Origin of the sequence: Nostoc sp. UIC 10607, assembly GCF_047228265.1 — a bacterium.
GTDB classification, from domain to species: domain Bacteria; phylum Cyanobacteriota; class Cyanobacteriia; order Cyanobacteriales; family Nostocaceae; genus Nostoc; species Nostoc foliaceum_A.
The window spans coordinates 210,465-234,866 of the sequence record NZ_JBIQNW010000004.1; the positions used below are offsets into that span (position 1 = coordinate 210,465).

Annotated in this window: 26 protein-coding genes; 12 read left to right on the top strand and 14 right to left on the bottom strand. The window is 41.9% G+C overall.

Translation table 11 applies throughout. The features are described 5' to 3' along the window. Positions 1-111: 111 nt before the first annotated feature. The 3 genes from ACEYW6_RS05730 (at position 112) to ACEYW6_RS05740 (ending at position 2,542) form a co-directional block, all read left to right on the top strand. Positions 112-288 carry a CopG family transcriptional regulator gene (locus ACEYW6_RS05730; protein ID WP_174710394.1) on the top strand — a complete coding sequence of 59 codons (177 nt, stop codon included), beginning with the start codon at positions 112-114 and terminating at the stop codon, positions 286-288. A gap of 276 nt (positions 289-564) precedes the next feature. Further along, complete coding sequence (gene zds, locus ACEYW6_RS05735) at positions 565-2,004, top strand: 9,9'-di-cis-zeta-carotene desaturase (RefSeq protein WP_412978961.1); 1,440 nt, start codon at positions 565-567, stop codon at positions 2,002-2,004. A 94-nt stretch (positions 2,005-2,098) separates the two neighbouring features. After that, positions 2,099-2,542 (top strand): SRPBCC family protein, encoded by a 444-nt coding sequence (locus ACEYW6_RS05740; RefSeq protein ID WP_190894029.1) that lies wholly within the window; start codon positions 2,099-2,101, stop codon positions 2,540-2,542. 66 nt (positions 2,543-2,608) lie between these two features. Here the strand turns inward: ACEYW6_RS05740 and ACEYW6_RS05745 are convergent, their stop codons facing one another. From ACEYW6_RS05745 to ACEYW6_RS05765, 5 genes are all read right to left on the bottom strand, one after another. Then, the gene (locus ACEYW6_RS05745) at positions 2,609-2,827 is read right to left on the bottom strand and encodes a type II toxin-antitoxin system HicB family antitoxin (RefSeq protein ID WP_412978962.1); all 219 of its coding nucleotides are present in this window, start codon (positions 2,825-2,827) and stop codon (positions 2,609-2,611) included. Further along, positions 2,820-3,002 carry a type II toxin-antitoxin system HicA family toxin gene (locus ACEYW6_RS05750; protein ID WP_412978963.1) on the bottom strand — a complete coding sequence of 61 codons (183 nt, stop codon included), beginning with the start codon at positions 3,000-3,002 and terminating at the stop codon, positions 2,820-2,822. Before ACEYW6_RS05750 ends, ACEYW6_RS05745 begins: the two co-directional genes overlap by 8 nt. A gap of 189 nt (positions 3,003-3,191) precedes the next feature. Further along, positions 3,192-3,428, bottom strand: a complete 237-nt coding sequence (locus ACEYW6_RS05755; RefSeq protein ID WP_412978964.1) for a 2Fe-2S iron-sulfur cluster-binding protein — start codon at positions 3,426-3,428, stop codon at positions 3,192-3,194. A 109-nt stretch (positions 3,429-3,537) separates the two neighbouring features. After that, the gene (gene cobQ / locus ACEYW6_RS05760) at positions 3,538-5,022 is read right to left on the bottom strand and encodes a cobyric acid synthase CobQ (RefSeq protein ID WP_412978965.1); all 1,485 of its coding nucleotides are present in this window, start codon (positions 5,020-5,022) and stop codon (positions 3,538-3,540) included. A 263-nt stretch (positions 5,023-5,285) separates the two neighbouring features. Beyond that, positions 5,286-5,690, bottom strand: coding sequence for an Npun_F0494 family protein (locus ACEYW6_RS05765; protein ID WP_412978966.1), 405 nt, complete (start codon positions 5,688-5,690; stop codon positions 5,286-5,288). Between the two features lie 195 nt (positions 5,691-5,885). Here ACEYW6_RS05765 and ACEYW6_RS05770 point away from each other — a divergent pair, with 195 nt between their 5' ends. Continuing rightward, the gene (locus ACEYW6_RS05770; RefSeq protein ID WP_190894035.1) at positions 5,886-6,323 is read left to right on the top strand and encodes a peroxiredoxin; all 438 of its coding nucleotides are present in this window, start codon (positions 5,886-5,888) and stop codon (positions 6,321-6,323) included. A 79-nt stretch (positions 6,324-6,402) separates the two neighbouring features. Here the strand turns inward: ACEYW6_RS05770 and ACEYW6_RS05775 are convergent, their stop codons facing one another. From ACEYW6_RS05775 to ACEYW6_RS05790, 4 genes are all read right to left on the bottom strand, one after another. After that, a complete protein-coding gene (locus tag ACEYW6_RS05775) occupies positions 6,403-6,795 on the bottom strand; it encodes a hypothetical protein (protein WP_412978967.1) in 393 nt (130 codons plus the stop codon). A gap of 36 nt (positions 6,796-6,831) precedes the next feature. Continuing rightward, on the bottom strand, positions 6,832-7,719 hold the full coding sequence (locus ACEYW6_RS05780) for an ABC transporter permease (protein ID WP_412978968.1): 888 nt from the start codon (positions 7,717-7,719) through the stop codon (positions 6,832-6,834). A 126-nt stretch (positions 7,720-7,845) separates the two neighbouring features. Beyond that, a complete protein-coding gene (locus tag ACEYW6_RS05785; protein WP_190894037.1) occupies positions 7,846-8,865 on the bottom strand; it encodes an ATP-binding cassette domain-containing protein in 1,020 nt (339 codons plus the stop codon). Positions 8,866-9,124: 259 nt separating this feature from the next. Next, complete coding sequence (locus tag ACEYW6_RS05790) at positions 9,125-10,594, bottom strand: aminotransferase class I/II-fold pyridoxal phosphate-dependent enzyme (protein WP_412978969.1); 1,470 nt, start codon at positions 10,592-10,594, stop codon at positions 9,125-9,127. A gap of 252 nt (positions 10,595-10,846) precedes the next feature. On the opposite strand from ACEYW6_RS05790, the gene ACEYW6_RS05795 reads away from it, so the two are divergent. Further along, positions 10,847-11,554, top strand: coding sequence for a M15 family metallopeptidase (locus ACEYW6_RS05795; RefSeq protein WP_412978970.1), 708 nt, complete (start codon positions 10,847-10,849; stop codon positions 11,552-11,554). A 5-nt stretch (positions 11,555-11,559) separates the two neighbouring features. On the opposite strand, the gene ACEYW6_RS05800 is transcribed toward ACEYW6_RS05795, so the two are convergent. Both ACEYW6_RS05800 and ACEYW6_RS05805 read right to left on the bottom strand, forming a co-directional pair. Next, positions 11,560-12,033 carry a TspO/MBR family protein gene (locus tag ACEYW6_RS05800; protein ID WP_412978971.1) on the bottom strand — a complete coding sequence of 158 codons (474 nt, stop codon included), beginning with the start codon at positions 12,031-12,033 and terminating at the stop codon, positions 11,560-11,562. 90 nt (positions 12,034-12,123) lie between these two features. Beyond that, positions 12,124-12,597 carry a TspO/MBR family protein gene (locus ACEYW6_RS05805; RefSeq protein ID WP_412978972.1) on the bottom strand — a complete coding sequence of 158 codons (474 nt, stop codon included), beginning with the start codon at positions 12,595-12,597 and terminating at the stop codon, positions 12,124-12,126. A 310-nt stretch (positions 12,598-12,907) separates the two neighbouring features. On the opposite strand from ACEYW6_RS05805, the gene ACEYW6_RS05810 reads away from it, so the two are divergent. Next, the gene (locus ACEYW6_RS05810) at positions 12,908-13,477 is read left to right on the top strand and encodes a DUF3611 family protein (RefSeq protein WP_412978973.1); all 570 of its coding nucleotides are present in this window, start codon (positions 12,908-12,910) and stop codon (positions 13,475-13,477) included. 706 nt (positions 13,478-14,183) lie between these two features. Here the strand turns inward: ACEYW6_RS05810 and ACEYW6_RS05815 are convergent. After that, positions 14,184-14,861 carry a response regulator gene (locus ACEYW6_RS05815; RefSeq protein ID WP_174710379.1) on the bottom strand — a complete coding sequence of 226 codons (678 nt, stop codon included), beginning with the start codon at positions 14,859-14,861 and terminating at the stop codon, positions 14,184-14,186. 151 nt (positions 14,862-15,012) lie between these two features. Continuing rightward, entirely contained in the window at positions 15,013-15,987 is a 975-nt protein-coding gene (gene era / locus ACEYW6_RS05820) for a GTPase Era (RefSeq protein WP_412978974.1), read from the bottom strand. 282 nt (positions 15,988-16,269) lie between these two features. Here era and ACEYW6_RS05825 point away from each other — a divergent pair, with 282 nt between their 5' ends. Continuing rightward, on the top strand, positions 16,270-17,352 hold the full coding sequence (locus tag ACEYW6_RS05825; protein WP_190894093.1) for an ATP-dependent 6-phosphofructokinase: 1,083 nt from the start codon (positions 16,270-16,272) through the stop codon (positions 17,350-17,352). Positions 17,353-17,626: 274 nt separating this feature from the next. Here ACEYW6_RS05825 and ACEYW6_RS05830 read toward each other — a convergent pair whose 3' ends face one another. Continuing rightward, complete coding sequence (locus ACEYW6_RS05830) at positions 17,627-18,754, bottom strand: succinylglutamate desuccinylase/aspartoacylase family protein (RefSeq protein WP_412978975.1); 1,128 nt, start codon at positions 18,752-18,754, stop codon at positions 17,627-17,629. 282 nt (positions 18,755-19,036) lie between these two features. Here ACEYW6_RS05830 and ACEYW6_RS05835 point away from each other — a divergent pair, with 282 nt between their 5' ends. The 5 genes from ACEYW6_RS05835 (at position 19,037) to ACEYW6_RS05855 (ending at position 24,364) form a co-directional block, all read left to right on the top strand. Beyond that, positions 19,037-22,624 carry a tetratricopeptide repeat protein gene (locus ACEYW6_RS05835; RefSeq protein WP_412978976.1) on the top strand — a complete coding sequence of 1,196 codons (3,588 nt, stop codon included), beginning with the start codon at positions 19,037-19,039 and terminating at the stop codon, positions 22,622-22,624. A 319-nt stretch (positions 22,625-22,943) separates the two neighbouring features. After that, positions 22,944-23,156, top strand: a complete 213-nt coding sequence (locus tag ACEYW6_RS05840) for a hypothetical protein (protein ID WP_412978977.1) — start codon at positions 22,944-22,946, stop codon at positions 23,154-23,156. A 47-nt stretch (positions 23,157-23,203) separates the two neighbouring features. Next, complete coding sequence (locus tag ACEYW6_RS05845; protein WP_118164184.1) at positions 23,204-23,476, top strand: hypothetical protein; 273 nt, start codon at positions 23,204-23,206, stop codon at positions 23,474-23,476. After that, positions 23,473-23,892 carry a type II toxin-antitoxin system VapC family toxin gene (locus tag ACEYW6_RS05850; RefSeq protein ID WP_412978978.1) on the top strand — a complete coding sequence of 140 codons (420 nt, stop codon included), beginning with the start codon at positions 23,473-23,475 and terminating at the stop codon, positions 23,890-23,892. The genes ACEYW6_RS05845 and ACEYW6_RS05850 overlap by 4 nt, the downstream gene beginning before the upstream one ends. A 19-nt stretch (positions 23,893-23,911) precedes the next feature. Beyond that, positions 23,912-24,364 (top strand): hypothetical protein, encoded by a 453-nt coding sequence (locus ACEYW6_RS05855; RefSeq protein WP_412978979.1) that lies wholly within the window; start codon positions 23,912-23,914, stop codon positions 24,362-24,364. Positions 24,365-24,402: the final 38 nt, after the last annotated feature.

Consider the following 24,402-nt stretch of genomic DNA (forward strand, 5'->3'; position numbering starts at 1 on the left):
AACATTTTTAATATTAATGGTATTACTTGTTTCCTGAGACAAACTCTGATAATCTTATCATTTTCCTCTTTACTTAGACCCTTTCGAACATCTGAATATACAGCAAATAGCATGATAATGACAAATAAAAAATGGGCTGTGAAACGTATAACTGTCAATCTCGCAACACAGGAAGCGGAAAAACTAGAAAAATATTGTCAACAAACAGGTAGACCCGCAACCGATGTGATTCGTGAACTGATTAGAAGTTTGCCTGTCTCTGACGACGGCAAAGATGTAAACAAGTAAGAAGTTACTTTTACGACTTATCCAGATCACTGCTTTGCCACCAACAAAATAGCTATGATACTTTTTTGAGTCCGCTGCTATGGACAAGAGTTTGTCTAGCTGATACAGACGCGTTCTTCTCGCGTCTGGTCAATTACCGGGACTAAAAAGAGTGATCAAAGAGGTTTTAGTATCGACATTGCCATGCCTTGATACACTAATGGAGTTGATATTAAGTAGCAAATTCCGACACCAACCCAGTTACAATCTGTAAAGAAACTGAAAAGGAACGACGGAATGCGCGTTGCAATCGTAGGTGCGGGACTAGCTGGGCTAGCAACCGCAGTGGATCTAGCAGATGCTGGTTGTGAAGTAGAGATTTTTGAGTCTCGTCCATTTGTCGGTGGTAAAGTTGGCAGTTGGGTTGATGGAGATGGCAACCATCTAGAAATGGGATTGCATGTATTTTTCGGCTGCTATTACCAACTATTTGACTTGATGAAGAAAGTGGGGGTGTTAGAAAACTTACGCCTCAAGGAACATACCCACACTTTTATTAACAAAGGAGGGCGCACTGGTGCTCTGGATTTTCGCTTCCTTACAGGTGCGCCTTTCAATGGCTTAAAGGCATTTTTCACGACTTCTCAACTATCGTTGCAGGATAAACTGCAAAATGCGATCGCTTTGGGTACTAGTCCCATAGTTCGCGGATTGGTAGACTTTAACGGGGCGATGAAAACCATCCGCAACTTAGATAAAGTTAGCTTTGCCGATTGGTTTCGCAGTCATGGTGGGAGTAATGGCAGCATCAAGCGCCTGTGGAACCCCATTGCTTACGCATTGGGATTTATTGATTGCGAAAATATGTCTGCCCGTTGTATGTTAACCATATTCCAGTTATTTGCTGTCAGAACTGAAGCTTCAGTTTTGCGAATGCTGGAAGGTTCTCCATCTGAGTATTTGCACAAGCCCATTCTGGAATACTTAGAAGTTAGAGGTGCTAAAGTTTATACCCGCCGACAAGTGCGGGAAATTCAGTTTACTGAGTTAGAGGAACAAACCCGCGTCACTGGTATAGTAGTTGCCCAAGGTGATACAGTAGAAACTATCACTGCTGATGCTTATGTCTTTGCCTGTGATGTTCCAGGAATCCAACGCATCCTACCCCACGAGTGGCGTAAGTGGTCAGAATTTGACAATATTTACAAACTGGATGCAGTACCAGTGGCTACAGTGCAGTTACGCTTTGATGGTTGGGTAACAGAACTGAACGATGGAGAGCAACGTAAACAACTAAATCACGCGGCTGGAATCGATAATTTACTTTACACAGCTGATGCTGACTTTTCTTGTTTTGCCGATTTGGCGTTGACTAGCCCTGCTGATTATTATCGCCCAGGACAGGGTTCATTGTTACAGCTAGTGCTGACACCGGGAGATCCGTTTATTGCCCAAAGTAATGAAGCGATCGCACAGCATGTCCTCAAGCAAGTCCATGAACTGTTTCCCTCGTCGCGGGAGTTAAATATGACTTGGTACAGTGTGGTAAAACTTGCTCAGTCTCTCTACCGAGAAGCGCCAGGGATGGATGCCTATCGTCCCAATCAAAAAACGCCAGTAGATAATTTCTTCCTTGCAGGGAGTTATACTCAGCAAGATTACATCGACAGCATGGAAGGTGCTACTATTTCTGGACGGCGGGCGGCAAAAGTGATTTTAGAGAGTTTGAAGAATTGACTTAGACACGCAGTGACTTGCCGCAGACTACCGCAAAGGACGCGTAGACACGAAGTGGCTTCTCGAAAAGTAGGACGCGAAGGAAAAAGAGAGAATGTCAGATTGGTTAGAGCATACTGTGCAGGTAGAAGTAGAAGCTCCCATAGATTTAGTATGGAGCCTTTGGGCTGATTTAGAGCAAATGCCCCGATGGATGAAATGGATTGATTCGGTGAAAATTCCGCCAGATAATCCAGATATATCTCTTTGGAAATTAAAGACGGGCAGTCTAGAATTTAATTGGAAATCACGAATTCTTAAAGTTGTTCCCAACCAAATTATCCAATGGGAATCTGTTGATGGTTTGCCGAATCAGGGAGCAATTCGCTTTTACGATCGCCACGGTAGTAGCGTTGTCAAAATGACCATTTCCTACGCCATCCCCGGCATGATTGGCAAAATTATGGATAACTTATTTTTAGGGCGGATAGTTGAATCAACGATTCAAGCTGATTTAGAAAGGTTTAAAGAATACGCACTGAATGTTAAAGCTAATTGATATAGATACAAAATAACCTGCGATCGCGCAAATTGTTCAGCATTAGTTACCACCTACTCAATCGCGTTAACGCACTCTACTTACTGTTGGTTCTGGAAGTGGATCACCTACAGCTTCGTAAGCAATAATTAGAGACTCTAAAGCTTCAATTCCATTTACCACAGCCAACTCGTAAGTATCTCCATGAGTCCGCCAGCGTTGTCCTGGAAAATCAGGGAATCCTACTAAGAAGCAAGCATCTTCATCAGACCATTGAATAATCATTTGGTACTTAAGCTTACTCATCTTTTTCTTTCCCTTCTGCTTCCTCAATTGCCTGTTTCACTTCCTTCTCTTGGTAGTGTTTAGCATCTGCTCCGTCTTTGCCTGAAATCGTGATTTTTCCACTATAGAGGGGATGCACCCAGTTAGTATGACTTCCTTTTCCAGGGACTTCTGTAAAACCTACTTGGGAAAGCATTTGCTTCAGTTACCGGATTTTCTTTGGCATTAATTTTCTTAAAAAATGCGATCGCCACAGGCCACAGTAAGAAACAATGGTTCAAATATTCCTTGCTGTCTATCCAAAAAAATCTAATCATTAATTAGGTTTTTATTTATGCATTGACTTGTTTTACTATACTAGTCCTTGTCAATAACAGGGCTGACATTACCAAGTTGGGTCACTAAACAAATTAATCGTTAATTCCTCGCCTGGCGGGACTGCGGTGATACAAGCGCGGATGATCTCTCCATCCTCTAATTCGACGGTGCAAGCGTGACAAGACCCCATAAGACAACCAGTGGGAATAAATACTCCAGCCCGGTCTGCTACATCTAAGAGGGCTTCTCCCACTTCGGCATCTACTATGACATCATCTGGTAAAAAACGGACACGAACAACCATCAATGTTACGCATTTAATTTAGTATGGACTCCTAAGAGTTGTCCTTTGTTATTGGTCATTTGCAAATGACAAATGACCAATGACTAATGACACTTCAACGCATTTTAGCTTAAGACAAAAACAGACTTAAGTCTAAATGGCTTTCAACTTCAGTGGCTAAAGAATCCAAAATCTGCTCTCGCTGTTCCCGATAGTTAGCAACACCTGTGGGCAAAGATTTTAAACCCCGCTGTTGACGGAGGCGATTTAACCAAGCCCGTCGCCAAGGGCCGTTGTCAAAAAGCCCGTGGAGATAACTACCCCACACAGATTGACAACTATCCACTAACCCTAAATTAATATCGTCAAATAGGGCATGATACGATTGTGGATCTATGCCTTGCTGTTCGATGCGCGATCGCCCTTGGTGGATTTCAAAGCCATTAACTGGCAAGCCTTGTTGCGGATAATTTGAGCTAACTTGGCGCTGGCGGGCAATTTTTTGTCCTGTAATTACAGTTCTGATTGGTAAAAGATTTAACCCTTGATACCTACCAGCTTGTCCTTCTATCCCTTCTGGATCGGCGATGATTTGACCAAGCATTTGATAACCACCACAGATACCTAAAACAGTTCCACCAGAAGCAGCATAGTTTTGGATAGCTTCTGCCATACCGCTTTTTTGCAGTAGCAGTAAATCAGCAATGGTGGTCTTTGTACCTGGGATAATCACGGCATCGGGGTGTCCTAAATCTTGCTTAGGACTTAAATATTTAACTGAAACTGTACTTTCTGATTCCAGTGGATCAAAATCGGTGAAGTTGGCAATTCTTGGTAAGCGGATGACCGCAATATTGAGGTCAGTTTGGACTTTATTCGACGACGATTGACGTTCTAGCAGATCAAGGGAATCTTCTGCTGGAAAAACTTCTTGTAGGTAAGGTATAACACCGATAACGGGGATACCTGTGCGTTCTTCTAACCATTTTATCCCCGGATCTAGGAGCGATCGCTGTCCTCGGAACTTATTAATTACTACACCCTTTATTAAGGCGCGTTCATCCGGTTCCAATAACTCTAAGGTTCCAACAACATGAGCAAAAGCGCCACCCCGATCAATATCAACCACTAACATCGTTGACGCGTTCAAATGTTTTGCCACCCGCATATTAGTTAAGTCGCGGTGCTTGAGGTTAATCTCTGCTGGACTACCGGCACCTTCACAAACCAGCAAGTCAAATTCCGTTCCTAAATGCTGTAGCGATTCTTCAATTGTCCGCCACCCCAGTTCAAAATATTGCTCGTAGTAATCGGAGGCACTCACCTTGCCTACAGACCTGCCTTTAATAATTACTTGGGAAGTCATATCCCCTTGGGGTTTGAGTAAAATCGGGTTCATTTCTACCCAAGGTACGACTCCCGCCGCCCAAGCTTGTACTGCTTGGGCATAGCCAATTTCTCCACCACTGGCAGTGACATAAGCATTTAAAGCCATATTTTGACCTTTAAAGGGAGCCACCCGCCAGCCACGCCGCGACAGAATGCGACAAATAGCTGTAGTTAAAAGTGATTTCCCTGCATGGGATGTTGTCCCCACTACCATAATTGATTTCATAGTTGCTATTAGTTAGTTTTCAAGATACAGGGTGAATTTTTAAGAGGAAAAAAGAAACGGGGACATGGGGACACGAGAGAGGATTTGATAATTTTTCCGCGTCCCCGCGTCTCTCCCTCTCCGTGTCTCCCTTCTTTACTTGCTACCAACGCCATCACAAATTTCAATTAGATGATTATGGTAAAGACTTCATGAATAGATGTGATGTTTCCGTATATATTGTTCCCTTTGATTGCCTAATCCTAACTCTTTGGTTTTTTATTCTAAAAAGGTATCCGCAACCAACGAATCACAATATCGGATAAATGATCGCGCCATGAAGGTGTCCGCCAATTTTTTCCCTGATATTGTTCCACCAACTGGCGACCCAAAGGAGTGAGGCGAAAACTATCTGTAATTCCCTGACCATCGACTTCTCGTCGCAATACACCTACTTGGATTAGCCAGCCCAAGGCGTTGTCACAGGCTAATTCTGATAAAGGACGCTTAGTATAGCCTTGTTTGAGTCCATTTTCCAGGGCGATCGCAGTTAATGACACACTCTGGTGTCCCATCACTTCAAATAAAGATAAATTGAAAGGTGAACACACTAGCGATCGCTCGGCTCTTTCTACTGTGCTCTGAGGATAGATAAAAATATTTGGGTTTTGGGAATCAACAGCAGGCATTGTGTATGGGTAGAAATTTTTCTTCTGATAAAGATTAATCTAAGAATATATTTTTTCTTGTACCAACTACCTCATTTAACCAAAAATTGGTTACCTAAAGTATAGTTTTGCTATTTTTTAGTAATTATATTTAAACATTATAAATTAATGTAAAATTTCAAGTGCATCAACAATCTGAAACAGGAAAGGTTAATTATGCCTCTAGCAGTTGGTACGGATGCACCTGCATTTACCGCCAAAGATACAAACGGCAACACAATCTCTTTATCTGATTTTGCCGGAAAGACCGTCGTTTTGTATTTTTACCCCAAAGATGACACGCCAGGCTGCACCAAACAAGCCTGTAGTTTTCGGGATGCCCAGCCTCAATATCAAGGCAAAGATGTTGTAGTCTTAGGAGTCAGTGCAGATGATGAAGTCTCCCATCAGGCATTCACCCAAAAATATAATTTAAACTTTCCCCTACTGGCTGACACCGACAAATCCCTAATCACAGCTTTCGATGTGGATGGCGGCGGTTATGCCAAGCGTGTCACCTATGTAATTGACCCCAGCGGTAAAATTACCCATGTTGACACCAGTGTAAATACTACCACCCATGCTAGCGATGTTTTAGCTGCACTTGGGCTGTAGTTTTTTTACCTGATAACTAAGGATTTTTTAAATAGTCTTAGCCCCGAGCCTCCAGAGGCTTGGGGTTCTTCGTTTGAATTCAGTTACCTGATGCTGGTGTCACTGATGGCGGTGTCACTGATTGTGGTATAACCAGTGGCGAACGGGGAGTTGCTTGCTGTTGATCTTGAATTAGTTTTTCTTGCCTTGCTTTAAAGGCTGCTGCGGCTGAGTCTAGTTGTTCGTTCTGTTGGTCAGAATTCCAGTTGAGAGTCCCGAAATTTGCCCGATGAATCAGGTCAAACATGTTGAAATTATCTGAGTTCGTGCGGGAAAATGGATCGGTATTTTGGTCTGTTGTACTATTACTGGGAAAAGAATCCGCTGGGCTGACTTGAGCCGAACTAGGTTGAGCCATGAGCAAGGAAGCAAAGCTAATTCCTGCCACGGTAGCCACAAATAGTCTAGGAATTTGTAAAAATGGTTTTTTCATGGGATTTTGACCCTAAAATTGCTCTATTTTATCTCTTTAAGCAAGAGTCCGCCGCAGTTGGGGCTGAATACTCAGTAAGGCGACAAGGGCAAAGCCAAACAATATCAGCAATGCTCCCCCAAAGGTAACATCGCCCCAAGGGGCCTGCATCACTACACTACCTAGCCCCCAACTACTGTGGAGATAAAGATAGCGAATTGGTTCGATCGCATAGCTGAGAGGATTTAGGGTAGCCACAACCTGCAACCATTGAGGCATAAAGGATAGAGGAGCCAAGGCAGTACTAGCAAACAATAATGGCAGGTTAGTGACGAAAATTACTGCAATCAATTCAATGTGTCCGGGTAGAGCAAAAGCTAAACCAAGAGAGATTGCTGTTACGCCCAAAGCTAAGAGGAAGACAATTAAAGCGATCGCACTTAAACCCGCTACATCGGGTAACCCTGCCCCCAAGAACGCCGCCGCTGCTACAATCACCGCTGCTTGCAGCAAACTTTGGCTGATGATGAAAATTGCCGAAGCAAAGACAATGGAAAACCTTGATGCTAACGGTGCCACCAGCAAACGATTCAAAAAGCCGAATTCGCGGTCAAACATTACTGGCAAACCAGCATTCAGCGCCCCAGCAAAGGCTGTAAACACAATTATGCCGGCAGCCAAAAATTGACCGTAATTGGTTGTATTGCCAAATATACCCTTAGGAGCATTTTGGAACAAAGCGCCAAACAGTATCAACCACATTACTGGCTGAATAATTCCGGCAACTAAAGATGAAGGACGGCGTTGCAACTGAATAAACAAGCGACGAGTTAAAGCCAACGTCTCTTGTACCAATTCACCGAAAAAGTTAGGTGCAGCATTAGCATCTGCTTGTGGCGATGCTAGCGGCTGCCAATTTATATCAGATTTAGGAGTAACACTCATAGCAATTTTGGATTTTGGATTTTGGATTTTAGATTGGGCATTGGGATTAGGGGAGAGGTGACAGGTGACAGGGAATAATCTGTACCCTGTAACCTGTCACCTATTCCCTTCTTCACTCCCCATTCTCTATCTCATATTCTGCTTCTTCTCAGCCTTGGGATCGCGAGTGGCAACGGCTGCCAGTTCTGCATCCATCAGTGTGCGTCCTGTAGCGGCGAGGTAAACATCATCGAGGCTGGGGCGAGATTGGGCGATGCCAAATATGGGCAAGCCAGCGGTATTCAGCGATTGCTGTATGTTAATCAGAACATCGTTCTGAGGTGTAACTACCAAGTTGAGAGAATTACCTTGAGCGCTGTTGATGATGACTTCTTGGACAAACGGCAAAGATTGCAACAGGTTTTTGGCAATTTCTGCTTCCTCAATGGGGGAAAACTCGCGGATTCGCAAGGTGATGCGATCGCCCCCTACTTGATCTTTTAATTGTGAAGGTGTGCCACTGGCAATCACGATGCCGCGATCTATAATTGCCACACGATCGGCTAAAGCGTCAATCTCTTCTAAATAATGGCTGGTAATTACTACCGTCGTCCCAGAGGCGCGTAATTTTCTCAAGAAATCCCACACCACAAAACGGGTTTCTATATCAAGCCCAACAGTTGGCTCATCCAACACCAGAACATCCGGTGCATGGAGCAATCCAGCAGCCAAGTCTAGGCGCTTGCGTAAACCGCCTGAGTATGTCCCTGTCTTTTTATTGGCGTATTCTTGCAAACCGAGTAAATCTAAGACTGTCTCAATACGTTGTTTGGCTACTGCACCTGGGAGATGATAAAGTGCTGCTTGCAATTGCAGCAATTCTTTTCCAGTCAGTACCTTATCTATAGCGACTTCCTGAGCTACGTAGCCTAGTCGTTGTCTTGCCACTCTTGGATTATCTAACACAGAGATGCCAGATACTTCAATTTTGCCCGCATCCGGTGTGGTGAGTGTACATAAAGCACGCAAGGTAGTAGTTTTACCAGCACCGTTGGGGCCAAGTAAACCAAAAATTTCTCCTGGTTCTACCTGAAAGGAAACATCCTGGACGGCAACCACTGTACCGTAGCGTTTTTGCAGATTTTGAATTAAAACGGCGGGAGCCATGACAGCCTATCCCCAACTATACAAATCTCAATAAAGTCTATCTTTATTGTAGAAGGTAGGGAGCAAGGAAATAGCGCATGAGCGAAAATCTGTAATAAGTTCGCGTCATGCGCCATGCTGCCAAAAATTTCTGATTATTTTAGACAAGTTGCTTGATTGCGTTTGTAGCGAAATAAACCAAACAATACAGCAATTAATCCTAAACCTGGAAATAAATTAAATTTTATCAAAAATAATTAAAAAGCTTGGAGTTTGAAGATTATTTCACAACTTTCAAAGTTTTGAGGCTAGTATCAGCGCAACCGCTGATAAAACCTCCCATCGCCTGAATTTGTTGCAGATAGTCAAGAACAGATTTGGTAATGACTTCTCCCGGCATTAACACAGGAATTCCTGGGGGATAGGGACAGATGATTTCAGCACAGATACGTTTATTGGTTTGTGTCAAAGGTAGTATTTCACTGACAGCAAAAAAGGCTTCACGGGGTGAAAAATGTAAAGCATAATCCAGTGTTTTGCCCAGATTTTGCCAAACCTGGTTTTTAAGAGTCAAGTTGATTCGGCGATATTCTTTGGCAAGGGTGGTAAAACCTTGCACTAATTGCGCAATATCGGTTGGGGTGTTGCCTAAACTAATGATAAAGGTGAGATGTTGCAGTGAGGCGAATTCAGCAGTGACAGCAAATTTTTCATCAAGAATTTCATCTACTTCAAATCCGGTTAAACCTAAACCAGAAACAGTGACAGTTAATCGCGTTTCGTCTAAAGCTACAAAGCCGGGAGATCCCCCCAAAGCCGAGATTTCTAAAACAGATAATCCAGGAATTTGATTGATTCTGGTTCTAGCTTCTTCAGCAAGTTGCAAAGTGCGAGACATCAGTATTTTTCCCTGGAGTGCGATTTGCTGACGCGCTGCATCTAAAGAAGCTAAAAGTAAATAACTAGGACTGGTAGATTGTACGAGTTGCAAAGCTTTACTGATGCGATCGCAATCTATCCTATTACCTTGGACATGGAGCATCGATGCCTGTGTCATCGCACCGAGTACTTTATGGATGGATTGTACAGTTAAATCAGCACCTGCGGCTAAGGCTGGAGTGGGTAATTCTGGATGAAAGGCAAAGTGTGCGCCGTGTGCCTCATCTACGAGTAGAGGGATATTGTATTGATGGGTAATGTTGGCGATCGCACTCAAATCTCCACAAACGCCGTAATATGTTGGATAAACTGTCAACACTGCTTTGGCATCTGGATGTTGTTGGAGTGCAGATTGTACAGCTTCAGGTGTGATACTGTGGGCAATATCTAAAACTGGATCGTATTCAGGATTCAGAAAAATGGGTATTGCACCGGAGAGAATTAAACCTGCGATCGCAGAAGAATGAACATTTCGAGGCAGAATGATTTTATCGCCTGTGCCACAGGTAGCGAGAATTGCCGCTTCAATCCCACAGGTAGAACCATTGACAAGGAACCATGTTTGCGAAGCGCCAAATGCCTCAGCCGCCAGTTGTTGTGCTTCTTGAATAACGCCTTGGGGTGCAAAGAGATTATCTAAATCTGCTAATTCTGTTAAATCAGCACGAAAGACAGCTTTGCCAAATAAATCAGCCAAGGATTGATAAATTCCTTCACCTTGTTTATGTCCTGGAGTGTAAAAAGGCGCATGGGGTCTTGCTGCATTGATTTTTAAGGCATCTAATAAAGGTGTTTGATTTTGATTGAGCATTAAAATAATTCGTAATTCGTAATTCGTAATTCGTAATTAAAAAAAACTGTAAATTTGGTCAACAGCTTAAGGTAGATTGAATATTACCTGATGCAGACGGAATCAGGCTGCGGACAATATGGGAAACTACCGCTAAAAATCCTTATCCACGTTTGATTACATCTTAGTTTTACATTATGATTTGGCAATTGCCTAATGTACAGCATGGGGTAATAATTACGAATTACGAATTACGAATTACGAATTATTCACATGAGGCCTTATCATCAAATCCCAATTTTCGAGTGTTGTGAACCGCTAATGGCGATTCCTTTAGAATTATTTGCCGTGGAATCTCCCCATCCTTATGAAAAATTGGGTGCGCCCTATGGCGATCGCTCCCCTTATTATCTCCGTCAAAGCATTATTGAAAATTTGATCCAAGCGCAAAATTATCTTCAACTGCTGCATCCCAACTGGCGTATTCAAATTTTTGATGCTTATCGCCCAGTAGCAGTCCAGCAGTTTATGGTAGATTACAGCTTCGCCCAAGCAGTGCAGGATAGAGGACTGACTGAGGTGGAGTTATCACCAAACCAACGCCAAGAGGTTTGGGAAGCGGTTTATACAATTTGGGCTGTGCCAAGTTTAGATGAAAAAACTCCGCCTCCTCATAGTACAGGTGCGGCGGTAGATGTAACGCTAGTAGATGATGCAGGGCAAATAGTGAATATGGGTTCGCCGATTGATGAAATGTCAGAGCGATCGCATCCCGATTATTATGCCAATAGCGATCGCCCAGAAGCCCAAAATTATCATGCCCACCGTCAGCTATTGCAAGATGTAATGTTAAAAGTCGGCTTTCAACGCAATCCTAGAGAATGGTGGCATTTCTCTATTGGCGATCAAATGTGGGCTTGGCTGAATAATCAATCTAATCCAGCCAATCCTGCCACAGCACGTTATGGCCGTCTTGCATAGATGCGTTATGCATCTTGAGGATTTAACTCTTTTAACTCGTCGGTAGTGTAAGTACCAATAGGAGTCCAAATTAGATAGGGAAGGAGTAACAGCGCCGCCATTGGAGAAATCGGCAAAATGCAGATTGCCAGGACAACACCTGAAATCAAACCGATTAGCCCAAGAATTTCCCCAGCTTTGAGACTACGAAACCTCAACATTATAGGTATGTAGGCGACGGTGATAATTTCCACCAAGAGGTACAAAGCCATTAGTAGCCAAGTAACTAGGCTTCCAGGATTTTTTTCCCAGACAATATGGGCTGAAGCTGCACCGCAAATAAAAATCACAGTCCAGATGAGGGGAATTAACGGCTCAAAAACTAGCCAGCGAGGGCGACTTAACTTTGCAAACCATTTAACATCACGCGGCGTGATCAAGAAACTACCAAGGGCGATGAAGAAAGTTACAGCCCCAATTATTATCCAAGATGGAATCATAATGCACTCAAGCTTTGTGTATTTTGTCAAGTTATACACTGCAAGTTTGACAATTTAGGGCATAGGTTGAATCATTCGCTGGTGCGAATCTTAGGCATCTTGAGGATTGAGACTAATCATCTGCCAAGTGGTATAAGTACCAATGGGACTCCACAGGAAATAAGGAACTAGTAGCAATGCTGCCCAACCAGAAATGCTTAAGACTGCAAGTATTAATAAAGCACAAATGATAAAACCTGCACCACCAAGAATTGTTCCCACTTTCAGACTGCGAAGCCTAAACATTACAGGCGTATAGGCAATGGTAATAATTTCTAACAGCAGATATAAACCCATGATTAACCAGGTTGAGGTGCTTCCTGGATCTTTTTCCCAGATAATATAAGCCGACCAAGCACCGCAAATAAATATTACAGTCCAAATAATTGGAATCGCACCCTCAAAAGTTAGCCATCTCGGTCGTTGTAAGCGCTTGAACCATTGGCGATCGCTAGGCGTAATCACGTTAGCTGCTAAAGCAACTAAGAAAGCCACACCCCCAATCACCATCCAAGATTTAATCATGCCCGTTAGTCCTTTACAAGCGCTATCTCTCGCTTAATATCACTCTTTATAGTGTGATTTTGTCAATTTAGTTGCTAATTCCTCATCGTCCCTGAGTTTGAAAACTTTTCATCGTTTGGCAGGATTTTCAATTATGGGCACTGGGGACTGGAAAACAACTCTTATCCTAATCCCCAATGCCCAATGCCCATTAAGATTTTATTCCCCAAGATTTTGAGGTGATTATGTCTAGGGGTGGGGGTATAAGGCGAACTGAGGAAATATTCTTGGCAATAGGGGCATAAGGCAATTAAATTTAATGGTAATTTATATGCAAACTGAATCAGAAGCGCGATCGCTAGCACCAGAAACACGAGGAATTGGTAATACTATTCGCCTTACAGGCTGGATTACTTTCTGGGCACAATTGTCAATTGGAGTGGTTTCTGTCTTAGCTTTGTTGTTTGCCTTGACTGGTCGTGAATTTGTTCAGCAACAGAATGCTGGTCTTGGAATTGGCATATTTTGGGCTGTCTGCGGAATTGTACTATTGTTATTCAGTCTCTATTGGAACTTTCGTTACACTCACATAGGCAAAGCTTTAGAAAATTCCAATCCAGCTTTGCATCCCAGTAAGCCAAATACAACTAAAATCCTCCGACTGGGGATAATTGTGGGTTTAGTAGGAATATTATTAACTCTCTTAGGTGCTGGTTCAACCGTGTTCGTGCTAGTGGCAAAATCTATATCCCAACCTCCAGGAGTGGCAATCACCAACCCCTATAACATTATTCGACCGATGGATGTTTTTGTGGTTGTGGCAGACATCACTGGGATTGCTGCTCACTTTGTGGGTACTGTTGCTTCGTTATGGTTACTGGAGCGAGTGCATCAACACTAGTGCAAGAAGGGAAGAAATCTGATCTCAGTAACGACTATGGTAGTGGGCTATGCGCGGGCATAATCTAAGCTGCTGACACATAATAAGTAGCGATCGCATTTAGCGCTAAGGTCGCTAAACAGTTGTTCTTCTACCGCCATTAGGTCAGTTTTAAGTATTCTAACTTTTACCTAAAGATTCAGTTTCAAGGTAGATTCTTATTACTTATGACAGTTTCTTTGAATCATCCTGGTGAGTGAAAGTATATATACTTACATAACTGAGGTTCAAAGCATGGACTCAACAGGTAAGGTTCAAACTGTGGACTCGTCCTGGTCTCTTCCACTGCCGTTGAAAGAGTATGCAATGAGCCGAGTAACTGTCTACTTTTATAGCGACAGATGGGTTCCAATTAAATATTGTTATTTGGAAAAGGCAATTTTGCTTCACCAGAAGGCAAACTTAGAAGGTAAGGAAATTTTATTATTTCCTGCTAATCTAGACCCGAATCAATTCACAAACTCTTTTAACTAAAATGCATTGAGGTAGACTATTTTTCAAAATTCTTGGCAACAAATGAATCGGCTAGAAAGGCGTACATAAGTACGCCTTTACTTGTAAATGGGATTGAAATATTCACTCATAAATCCTACACTTTCTAAGTTTGGATACAGCAGTAATCTGACTTTTGCTGAGGTTTGTCTCTGTATTTTGCTGCATTTGTTTGCTAAACCAATCCAGAACGTAGTGCCACAACTGCTGCTTGCACGCGATCGTCTACTGCTAATTTATTCATAATCCCTCGGACGTGAGTTTTGATGGTGTTGGGACTGAGATAAAGTTTTTCGGCAATCTCTGGGTTACTCAAACCGTCTACCATGAGTTTCAGTACTTCTAACTCGCGCCCAGATAAGTTGGCGTTGTTGCTTGTGGGTGTAGGCGGTTTGAGATTGTCAATCACTCGCCGCGCAATTTGGGGATCGAGATAGGCTGCACCATCAACTGCGGCTGCGATCGCACTTAACAATCGTTCCACACTTGCACCTTTTATACAATATGCATCTGCACCGCTAGATAGTGCCGCAATAATTTCTGTCTCTGTTTGATGAGATGTCAGCATCACCACATGAGTTGCTGGCAACGCCGCCTTAATTTGCTGTGTCGCGGCAATGCCATCCAATCGTGGCAATCCAATATCCATCACCACCAAATCAGGTTTCAGTTGCAGTGCTGCTTGAACTCCCAAATAACCATCTTCGGCTTGTCCAACAATCTCTAACTGAGGATGAGCCATTAACGATTGCTCTAATCCTAGTTGCATCATCGGATCATCTTCGACAATTAACACGCGCAACGGCGGAGCATTGGCTGGTAAATTCAAGGGATAGCGAATATCTAAAGACATTTTTATTATTTAGGAGTTAGGAGTCATTCAATTTTAGATTTTGAATTTTGGATTTTGGATTGAAGGAAAAATCTAAAATTGTCCGAGTTAAGAGTTAAAAGTTATCATAAGTTTTTAGTTTAAAACTACTAACTTTCAACTCCTAACTTTTCTATTCTTCCACGCGATAGCCTAACTCTGCTAAACTGATCCGCGACTGTCGCCATTTTGGCTGGACTTTGACAAACAATTCGAGGTAAACTTTACCAGAAATTAACTTTTGGATTTGTTCGCGAGCTTCGCTACCAATCGCTTTGAGCATTGCTCCGCCTTTGCCAATAAGTATGCCTTTTTGGGAATCGCGCTCAACGTTGATGGTAGCAAGTACACGAGTAATGCTGGGAGTTTCTTCTACTAAATCAATAGCGATCGCTACTGAATGGGGTACTTCTTCACGAGTCAATAATAAAATTTGTTCTCGGATTAATTCACCCATAATAAAGCGTTCTGGCTGGTCAGTTACCAAGTCTGGCGGATAGTATAATGGCCCAATTTCTAAATGTTCAATTAATAATTCTTGAAGTTGCGGTAATCCTGCACTAGTCTTGGCAGAAAATTTCACGATTTCCCATTCATGGGACTGGGCCATCTGAGCGTAACTATCATCTAGAAACTGAGAATCAGCAGGTTGTTGGTCGCTTTTGTTCACGCCCAGAATCACCGGGGTTTTGCTGCGACTGAGCAATTCGGCAATATAGCGATCGCCTGAACCACAAGCCACGGCTCCATCTACCACAAATAAAACTACATCTACCGATTCAATGGCAATTTTGGCATTTTGCACCAGTACTTCACCCAATTGATGATGGGGCTTATGAATTCCTGGTGTATCTACAAATATTAACTGCGCCTCTGGTGTAGTCAAAATGCCGCGCAAACGGTTACGTGTTGTTTGCGCTACTGGTGATGTAATGGCGATTTTTTGTCCTACCAATTGATTCATTAAAGTAGATTTACCGACATTTGGACGACCAACAATGCCGATGAAACCTGATTTAAATTCAGGAGGAGCTTGTGGGATGCTTACTTCTCCTGAAAAAGAGAAAGTGTAATTTTCAATACTAGTCACCTTTGGCTCCACCCTCATATTTTACAGCTGGGATAACTTGGTTTTTTCTTAGACACAAAACAAGCATAAAATTACCCTGGCATTTTTAGGGATTGCTTTTGCCGAGGTTTAATCTACTACTGGCTCTACACCTATATTTTACAGCTGAGATAACTTTGTTTTGTTTTTAGATACAAAACAAACATAAAATTACTTTGGCATTTATAAGGAGTGCATTTGCTTAGATTTAATTTGCTGCTAACTTTGGCTTAAGTTTCATCGACTACTCAATATATTTGAATCAAAATGTCAATAAAAGAGATGGGAGAACGCAAACGCATAGGAATTCTTACCAGTGGAGGTGATTGTTCTGGTTTAAATGCTGTGATTAGGGCTGTAGTAAATTGTGCTGTAGATACTTACGGCTGGGAGGTTTTGGGAATTCGTCAAGCGACTTTAGGATTAATGGCGCGTCCGCCACAATTCACAAAGCTGGAAGTTGATCAAGTTGACTCGCTGTTAACTGCGGGTGGCACAATGTTAGGGACAACCAATAAAGGCGACCCTTTCGCTTTTCCAATGGCGGATGGAAGTTTATGCGATCGCTCCGAAGAAATCATTGCAGGTTATCATGAGCTAGGTTTAGATGCTTTGATTGGTATTGGCGGTGATGGTAGTTTGGCAATTCTCCGTCGCCTCGCCCAACAAGGCGGAATTAACCTAGTTGGTATTCCTAAAACGATTGATAACGATATCGGCGTTACTGAACACGCCATCGGTTTTGATACAGCAGTAAATATTGCCACAGAAGCACTAGATCGATTACATTTTACTGCTGCAAGTCATAGCCGAGTCATGATTTTGGAAGTAATGGGGCGTGACGCAGGACACATAGCAATAGCTGCGGGGATTGCGGGGGGAGCAAATGTAATTTTAATTCCCGAAATTCCTTACACAGTTGAGCACATTTGCCACAAAATCAAAGAACGCCAAGAGAAAGGCAAAAACTATTGTTTGATTATTGTTTCCGAAGCGGTTCGTACCCACGATGGGGAGAATGTGACGGTTACAAATCGCTTAGGTCAATCTCGATACGGTGGAATTGGCGAATATTTAGCAGATAAAATTATTGAACACATCGGTGTAGAAACGCGAGTCACTGTTTTAGGACACATTCAACGAGGTGGAACTGCTTCACCACTAGATAGATTAGTTGCTACAGCCTTTGGCGTTGCGGCGGTTAATCTAATTGCAGAGGGTAAATACGATCGCATGGTGACATGGCAAAATCGCCAAGTATTAAGTGTACCAATTACCGAAGCGATCGCTCAATATAGTGCCGTCGATCCCAATGGCACTTTAGTAAAAACCGCTCGTGGTATGGGTATTTATTTAGGAGACTAAACTCAATACTGTTCGGTTAAGGCAAGAGACGCGATGAATCGCCGTCTCTACAATAATTAGTCTTTTGTAGAGACGGCGATTTATCGCGTCTTTGTGATGATTTATCGCATTTTTGTGATCTAGAATTTTCATTAAAAAACCTTAACTAAACTGTTTTGAGACTAAACTGACTGGAGAGTGGAGAATAGAGAAAAAAATTTTCATGTAAAAATTTTCATGTTTAGTTAGTATGTGATGATAATTACATGAATCTCTATGCCCAATGCCCTATGCCCTAACTTACAATTCCCAATACAAACTCGCCTTCATTCACAGCTTGATTGGTTGCGACATCATAAACCAATCCATCATGTTGAGCGCAGACATCAATTACACTAGGTAACTTACCTTCTTTATTAAAACTGAGAATTTGATACAATTTTTCTCCAGCTTTTACTGTACTGCCTAGTTCAATTCTGGATTGAATCATACCACCTGCGATCGCATAATATTTTTTCCGATTGCTGCTAGATGCAAAAGTCATGTCATGGGTTTTTGTGTCATCCGATAAATTAGGACTTTGTAGTACACCTTTTTGCACTAAATAATTTTTTATACCCCGTACACCTTTAGCGACTGAATCAGGGTTCATTTGCATTCCTGTTCCTAATTCCAGTGTCCAAGCTTCCACATCAAACTTGATTTCTCTACCCAAATCTTTAAAACAAGCTTCCAGTGCTAACCAAGGTTTGATAAAAGCTTCATCAAAAGCATCACCATCGTATTTATCAAGTAAAACTCCGAAATCAAACCCGAAGTATTTTGCACTGTCTTCTCGATTTTGGAAGTAATAAACGTAGTCTAAAGCTTGATTGGTAGAACTATGTAAATCAATTAAGTAGTCTGCATCTAAACTGATATTTTGTAGTTTACTGCTAAAAACTTCAGTGTAAGGAACACCACTAGGAGAATTAATTTTTTCTAAAACTTTTGCAAATTGTTGCTTAATTATAGTTAAATAATTTTGTCGAACAACCTCTAGATCAATATGAAGTTGAGATTTAGTAAAAGCTACTAAATCATCAGCTTCTTTTTCGTAATCCCAAAAGATGCGATTCCAGTCTTTAGCTTCGTAAATACAGTAACGCCCAGGAGAAAAATGATGAGCGCGTTCATTCGTCCCCATTGGATTACAAACGGGAACCAACCAAATTTCTCCAGTTAAATCTGTATCATTTACTGTTAATAAAAACTCAATTAGCTGGTGAATAACGGCATTACCAGCAATTTCTGCACCGTGCAGATTAGATTGAATATAAACCTTTTTACCAGGTTGAGCGCCGATGAATTTGTATAGTTGTAAATAGAGGCGATCGCCCGAAGCCATTTGACGTAATACAATGCTTTCAATAACTGGCAGCATGAAACAACTCGGTGATGATTTGAGTAAATTATCGCTGTATCTGTACTGAATGAAAAGCGTAGTATAACATTTGATTAATTCGTAGCAAATTCTCTGCGCCCCTTTGCGTTTACCTTTGCGAACCTACCCTGCGGGAAGGCGAAGCGCCTATGCGTTTAAATTTAAACCCTCAATTCACCACAATTTGACACAAATTAGCTGATTTCATTTGCGTAATCAGCTAACCTCTGCGTGAATTACAAGGATAAGGTAACATCACATTAACTAGTGTTGGCAGTAGCTATGGCGCAGAATTGGTTGCGGATTACGCATCAAGACGACAAAATCCAACTTTCTTGGCAACGCGGATATGAAAGTCCTCGTTTTGCGTCAGAAGTCGTCTTCCAGCAACCCTTCGATGAAGAAAACGCAGCTGAGTTGCGCTGGTATTTAGAAGATTATCTGAGTTTTCCTTACGGTATTTTTCCTGATAACGCTGTAAAAATTGAACAAAAATTACAGCATTGGGGACAACATTTATTTGAGCTAGTATTTCGCAGTACAGAGAAAGGAAGAGAGTTTTTTCAAGAAGCGACACGGGAAGGACTAGATAACTGTGAACTGGGCATCATTTCTGATAACGCCGAAGTGCTGAATTTGCCTTGGGAGTTGCTATATTCCCCCGATTATCAATTTCTTGCACCTTCACTGGCGGGGATGTATCGCAGTCTCAGCAGTCAGGGCGTAAAAGCACCATTGCCAGCAATGCCCGATGACCAACTGAATATTTTACTAGTTATTGCCCGTCCTTACGATCAGCAAGATGTTGGGTTTAAAACCATTGCCCGTCCACTGCTGGCGGCGCTGCAACCGATACGTCAGCGAGTCAATCTTAAGGTATTGCGTCCCCCTAGCTTGAAAGCATTTGAAGCAGAACTGCAAGCGAATAAGGGTTTTTATCATATCGTCCATTTTGATGGACATGGGAATTTTGACAGCGAGACTCAGGGAGTTTTAGTTTTTGAGGATGAACAGGGAAATGAGCAAGCTGTCAGCGCTAGGGAAATTGCCCAATATTTAACAGATTGCCGTGTGCCAATTTTTGTGCTGAATGCTTGCAAATCTGGACAAGTAGGGGAAGAAGCCTTTTCTTCAGTGGCGGGACAGTTGGTGAAATTGGGGGCTAAGGGTGTGGTAGCGATGGCGTATTCAGTTTACGCCAAAGGTGCAGAACACTTTATTGGACGGTTGTATGGGGAATTAGTCAGGGGCGAGTGTATCGCCACAGCAGTTGCAGCAGGGCGTAAGTCTATGTCTATTGACAAAATGCGCCCCAGTCCCAAAGGAAATTTACCTTTACAAGATTGGCTTGTGCCGGTGTTGTATCAACAGGAACCCTATACGCCTTTCGTTCCTAAAAAGACAGCACCCAGTTTTGCCGATTTGATGGCGCAAGCAGACAACACCCCAGAAAGCAGCAAAGCTGTAGGTTTACCTGATGAAAGTGCTTATGGTTTTATTGGGCGGGATTATGAGATTTTGCGTTTAGAGAGAGCATTTCGGCAAAATCATGTTGTGTTAGTGCAGGGAATGGGCGGCGTTGGTAAAACTGAGTTAGCCGCAGGTTTCGCCCGGTGGTTAAATGACACTCAAGGACGTACAGGCGGTATGTTCTTCACCTCCTTTGAACAGGGTGCGGGGTTGAGTCAGGTAATTAACCAAATTGGTAGGGTGTTAGGAGGTGAGAGATTTTCCCAAATGATGCCAGATAAGCAAGAGGATGTGGTGCGGCAATATCTGCAAACTAATCCTTGCTTGTTGATTTGGGATAACTTTGAACCTGTCAACGGTTTCCCTACGGGGAATGAACCATTATTGACTGGGGAAGAAAGAAACAAGCTGAAGCGGTTTCTTAAGGAATTGCGGGGTGGTAAATCTTGGGTATTAATTACCAGTCGCCGCGAAGAACTTTGGCTTGATTGCGGGTATAGTTTAATCAACTTGCGGGGGCTGTCTCAAGCGGATGCCCAAGAGTTAGCCGCGAAGATTCTGCAAACGGTGGGTGTGGAGAGAAAGAACCTACCAGCAGAGTATTTGGAATTGTTGAAATTGTTGGGGGGACATCCGTTGTCTTTGCGGGTGGTGTTGCCGCATTTAAAGACACAGACACCTGTGCAGTTAATTGAGGCGCTGCGGCGGGGGCTGGATACTTTTAGGGGACTAGAGGAAGAAGGGAGAGAGAAATCTCTTACTGTGTCGTTGGATTATTCCTTTGGTAAGCTGTCAGAACGAACACGCCAGCATTTACCATTTTTAGCTCTGTTTTGTGAGCGAGTTAATGCAGAATGTCTTCCTAATTTCTCTTCAAACAATTTAAATCAGTCTTTTGGACAAGCATATCAAGCTGTATTTGGGGACAACTTACAAAAAGCTGACTGGCTAAGGATTTTTAAAGAAGCAGCAGAAGTAGGAATCTTAGAACATTTTTGTGAAACTCTTTATAAAATTCACCCTGTGCTACCTTGGTATCTACGCCAATGTCTATCTCAATTTCACACTGAAGTTACCATAAGTGAACTGGAAAAAAAATTACTACTTTTTTATGCATTTAATGCTTTAGCATTTGATCCACAAATATGTCAAAATGATGAGCGAGCAACTATATTTCTGCTATTTGAAGAGCCAAATTTGTTGCAAAATCTAAGAATTGCAGAACAATTGCAATGTTGGGAAGAAGCGCGGGTAATTTTAAGAGCTTTGGGACAGGTTTATGATCAGCTAGGTCGTTTCGCTGAATTTCTGGCATTGCGTCAAAGAGCATTCAGTCATATTGGCATGAATTTGGCTCAAGCTAAAGCAAAAGGGCAAAGCGCCCTTGAATATTGGATATATTTACGGGGTATTGATGCTACTGAAGCAGTTCGACTAGGAGACCCTAAAAAATCTAGGATAATTCATCAAGAAATTTTAGATGAATTAACTGCATTAAATGACCCATCCAAGAATAAAGATATTGCTATTGCTAATTATAGTTTAGGTCTAGCAGCAAGGGAAGATGGAGATTTTTATGGAGCTTTACATTACTATCTAAACGCACTAAGAATTTTTGAAGATGCTGGTGATTTTTACAACGCTGCTGGAGTATATTATGAGCTTGGCGTTGCAGCGAGAGTACAATATAATTTTGAGTTAGCATCTCAATATTACCAAAAGGCTTTTCACATATACCAGGATTCTCAAGACTTGTATAGACTTGCAGGCATTTATCAAGAACTGGGTGTAATAGCACGATATAAAGGAGATTATACACAAGCAATTTTAAATTATCAGAAAGCTTTGCATATTTGTGAAAAATTGGGACATGATTATTTTACTGCTGCTATTTTTCATGAATTAGGTGAGGTAGCAAAGCTTCAAGTAAATCTAGATTTTGCAAAACAACTTTACTATCAAGCTCTTCAAATTTATGAAGATAAAGAGGATTGGTATAATGCTTCAGATGAGTACCAAGGATTAGGTGAAATTGCAAAATTAAAAAGGAATTTTGACGAGGCAATAGCCTACTTCCAAAAAGCTCTTGGCATTAGAATAGAACTAAAAATATCGAATAAAATATCGGCAACACTCATAGAATATGGTAAAACTTTAGAGCAGCAGAATAATTACGCTGATGCCTTACAATTTTATATTCAAGTCTTAGGTAATGATATTAAGCATCGGCATAATGAAGAATGGATTTATGAAGATATTCAATGTTTAGCGCGTATGCTCCATCAATTAAAAGAAAGCCAGTTTCAAACCATTTGGCGCGATGCGACGGGTGAAGAATGCACTGGAGAGATGCGAGAGGCAATTTGGACAGCGCGAGATAGGCTAGAAACAGAGTCGTAGGGTGCAGTGCAAGATTTATTGCCAACGTCAAATTATTCATAAGTTTTATTTAAGCATTGCTTGCGATCGCACAGAGCGCACTACCCTAAAGAGCGATCGCATAAGCTTTTGTCAAAAAGTTGTAACCTTAAGCCTTAATGTCGTAACCTTAAGCCTTAATGTTGTAACGTTAAGCCTTAAGGTTATAGCGTTAAGCCTTAATGTTGTAACGTTAAGCCTTAAGGTTATAAGGTTAAGCCTTAAGGTTATAAGGTTAAGCCTTAAGGTTATAGCATTAAGCCTTAATGTTATAACCTTAAGACTTAATGTTGTAATGTTGGTGACGACAAGACATTCACTTATAACTGCGATCGTTGATTCAGGTACTATTTTGCAACTAGTTCCATCCTTTGAGTCACAGCCAGAGAAGCCGAAAAGACAAACAAAAATCAAAGCTTTGCAAGGCTGGTTTGAAAAAACACAACCCACGCCTTCTGATTTTGACCCAGACCAAGCCAGATGGGAAGCTTTAAAAGAGAAACATAAGCTGTGAAATTGCCTGAAATATTATTTAATTATATATAGATGAGGAAAAGCAATATGCAAGCCTATAAGCTAAACGCCACAATTGACGAATCAGGTCATTTAATTATTGACGAACCTCTAAATATTGCTCCTGGAAAAGTGGAAGTGATTATTTTGCAGCCAGTTCCATCCTTGGAAACTTCTACTGAGTCACAGCCAGAAAAGCCGAGAAGAAAGTCTAAAGTAAAAGCATTTGAAGGTTTATTTGAAAATGCCCCACCGACACCACCAGACTTTGACCCAGACCGAGCCAGATGGGAAGCTTTAAAGGAGAAACATAATCTGTGAAAATCTTGTTAAACACCAACATCATTATAGATGATGCCCTTGAACGTGAACCTTTTCTAGAGGCAAGCGAACAAGTATTGGTGCTAGTTGAGCAAGGACAGGTAGAAGGTTATATTTCTGCTTCAACTTTTAGTGATTTGTATTACATCATCCGCAGGGCAAGAGGTCGAGAGTGGACACTTACTTATTTAAGGCAGTTGGTCAACTTCTGCCGTGTCGCTACCGTAGACAGTACCGCAATCAATATGGCACTAAACCTTAACTTTAGAGATTTTGAAGACGCTATTCAATACAGCGCTGCGGTACTTAATCATTTAGATGCTATTATTACTCGCAACCCAAGAGATTTTCCAGTTGCTATTCCTAGAATTATCACACCTGAAGAATTGATTCAGGAACTAACAAATACTCCATAAATAATTAAGTCAAATATATATGAATGCCCAATTAACCCCTATCGAAATCCAAGAACTTCAGCAACTTCTGCCAAATGACACGCCAGCTCAACAAGCACTTACTACCCTGCAACAACACAATGGCAATCTAGAAACGAGTTTTGATGCACTTTGGCAGGAGAAAGTCGGCAAAACAGATTATAGTAGGGGCAAAAAATCTCTCTTGCAACTCACCCTCAATGAAATCCGCGCGGAAATCTGTGGTGATGATGGTTTACAGGGCAAAATCAAAGAATACACCAAGAACCCTGGTAGTGCTTCTCTGCTCAATAGTATCATTGGCTCATTGGTGGCAGTTGCAGCAGTAAATGGAATACCGATGGATGGAGCGATCGCAACAATTGTCGTATTATATATTTTAAAAATTGGGATAAATGTTCTCTGCAAATATACTGATCCAGCAAGTGAGGGGGACAAAGATAATAATTCCTAACTCCTAACTCCTAACATAGTGGGCTTGATGCAAGAAAA

Coding starts and splice junctions, on each gene's coding strand:
- ACEYW6_RS05745 (WP_412978962.1), bottom strand. CDS start 2,827: ATGAGTAAGCTTAAGTACCAAATGATTATTCAATGGTCTGATGAAGAT.
- ACEYW6_RS05835 (WP_412978976.1), top strand. CDS start 19,037: ATGGCGCAGAATTGGTTGCGGATTACGCATCAAGACGACAAAATCCAA.
- ACEYW6_RS05755 (WP_412978964.1), bottom strand. CDS start 3,428: ATGGTTGTTCGTGTCCGTTTTTTACCAGATGATGTCATAGTAGATGCC.
- ACEYW6_RS05785 (WP_190894037.1), bottom strand. CDS start 8,865: ATGGCTCCCGCCGTTTTAATTCAAAATCTGCAAAAACGCTACGGTACA.
- ACEYW6_RS05795 (WP_412978970.1), top strand. CDS start 10,847: ATGAGGCCTTATCATCAAATCCCAATTTTCGAGTGTTGTGAACCGCTA.
- ACEYW6_RS05775 (WP_412978967.1), bottom strand. CDS start 6,795: ATGAAAAAACCATTTTTACAAATTCCTAGACTATTTGTGGCTACCGTG.
- ACEYW6_RS05750 (WP_412978963.1), bottom strand. CDS start 3,002: ATGCTTTCCCAAGTAGGTTTTACAGAAGTCCCTGGAAAAGGAAGTCAT.
- ACEYW6_RS05770 (WP_190894035.1), top strand. CDS start 5,886: ATGCCTCTAGCAGTTGGTACGGATGCACCTGCATTTACCGCCAAAGAT.
- ACEYW6_RS05800 (WP_412978971.1), bottom strand. CDS start 12,033: ATGATTCCATCTTGGATAATAATTGGGGCTGTAACTTTCTTCATCGCC.
- ACEYW6_RS05825 (WP_190894093.1), top strand. CDS start 16,270: ATGGGAGAACGCAAACGCATAGGAATTCTTACCAGTGGAGGTGATTGT.
- ACEYW6_RS05845 (WP_118164184.1), top strand. CDS start 23,204: ATGCAAGCCTATAAGCTAAACGCCACAATTGACGAATCAGGTCATTTA.
- ACEYW6_RS05740 (WP_190894029.1), top strand. CDS start 2,099: ATGTCAGATTGGTTAGAGCATACTGTGCAGGTAGAAGTAGAAGCTCCC.
- era (WP_412978974.1), bottom strand. CDS start 15,987: ATGAGGGTGGAGCCAAAGGTGACTAGTATTGAAAATTACACTTTCTCT.
- zds (WP_412978961.1), top strand. CDS start 565: ATGCGCGTTGCAATCGTAGGTGCGGGACTAGCTGGGCTAGCAACCGCA.
- ACEYW6_RS05810 (WP_412978973.1), top strand. CDS start 12,908: ATGCAAACTGAATCAGAAGCGCGATCGCTAGCACCAGAAACACGAGGA.
- cobQ (WP_412978965.1), bottom strand. CDS start 5,022: ATGAAATCAATTATGGTAGTGGGGACAACATCCCATGCAGGGAAATCA.
- ACEYW6_RS05765 (WP_412978966.1), bottom strand. CDS start 5,690: ATGCCTGCTGTTGATTCCCAAAACCCAAATATTTTTATCTATCCTCAG.
- ACEYW6_RS05805 (WP_412978972.1), bottom strand. CDS start 12,597: ATGATTAAATCTTGGATGGTGATTGGGGGTGTGGCTTTCTTAGTTGCT.
- ACEYW6_RS05780 (WP_412978968.1), bottom strand. CDS start 7,719: ATGAGTGTTACTCCTAAATCTGATATAAATTGGCAGCCGCTAGCATCG.
- ACEYW6_RS05730 (WP_174710394.1), top strand. CDS start 112: ATGATAATGACAAATAAAAAATGGGCTGTGAAACGTATAACTGTCAAT.
- ACEYW6_RS05815 (WP_174710379.1), bottom strand. CDS start 14,861: ATGTCTTTAGATATTCGCTATCCCTTGAATTTACCAGCCAATGCTCCG.
- ACEYW6_RS05830 (WP_412978975.1), bottom strand. CDS start 18,754: ATGCTGCCAGTTATTGAAAGCATTGTATTACGTCAAATGGCTTCGGGC.
- ACEYW6_RS05790 (WP_412978969.1), bottom strand. CDS start 10,594: ATGCTCAATCAAAATCAAACACCTTTATTAGATGCCTTAAAAATCAAT.
- ACEYW6_RS05855 (WP_412978979.1), top strand. CDS start 23,912: ATGAATGCCCAATTAACCCCTATCGAAATCCAAGAACTTCAGCAACTT.